The organism is Pseudoalteromonas sp. TB25 (assembly GCF_000497995.1).
GTDB classification, from domain to species: Bacteria; Pseudomonadota; Gammaproteobacteria; order Enterobacterales; family Alteromonadaceae; genus Pseudoalteromonas; species Pseudoalteromonas distincta.
Window position 1 is genome coordinate 1 of sequence record NZ_AUTI01000370.1, and the last position, 677, is coordinate 677.

The window sequence follows — 677 nt, forward strand, 5'->3', positions numbered from 1 at the left end:
TAAGTGGCGTCCCCAAGGGGATTCGAACCCCTGTTACCGCCGTGAAAGGGCGGTGTCCTAGGCCTCTAGACGATGGGGACACATAAATGTGTCACTAGGACAACTGAATTTTTAGACTCGTTTCAGGCGAGCTTTCTTAATAACACTTCACTTCCCTATTAAAAAATAAGTAAGTGGCGTCCCCAAGGGGATTCGAACCCCTGTTACCGCCGTGAAAGGGCGGTGTCCTAGGCCTCTAGACGATGGGGACACATAAATGTGTCACTAGGACAACTGAATTTTTAGACTCGTTTCAGGCGAGCTTTCTTAATAACACTACACTTCCCTATTAAAATAGTAAGTGGCGTCCCCAAGAGATTAGTACTCTTGATAACGTCGTGCATAGAGAGTGCGGTGTCACACTGCTTTACACAATACTTAAAATAGTAAGTGGCGTCCCCAAGGGGATTCGAACCCCTGTTACCGCCGTGAAAGGGCGGTGTCCTAGGCCTCTAGACGATGGGGACACATAAATGTGTCACTAGGACAACTGAATTTTTAGACTCGTTTCAGACGAGCTTTCTTAATAACACTTCACTTCCCTATTAAAATAAGTAAGTGGCGTCCCCAAGGGGATTCGAACCCCTGTTACCGCCGTGAAAGGGCGGTGTCCTAGGCCTCTAGACGATGGGGACACA

The 677-nt window shown here is 47.9% G+C and carries 4 tRNA genes; all 4 read right to left on the minus strand.

From position 1 onward, the window contains the following. Positions 1-4: 4 nt before the first annotated feature. Positions 5-80: transfer RNA gene (locus L652_RS0115865), tRNA-Glu, on the minus strand. A 94-nt stretch (positions 81-174) separates the two neighbouring features. After that, a tRNA-Glu gene (locus L652_RS0115870) sits at positions 175-250 on the minus strand. 180 nt (positions 251-430) lie between these two features. Beyond that, positions 431-506, minus strand: a tRNA-Glu gene (locus L652_RS0115875). Between the two features lie 92 nt (positions 507-598). Next, positions 599-674, minus strand: a tRNA-Glu gene (locus L652_RS0115880). Positions 675-677 lie beyond the last annotated feature (3 nt).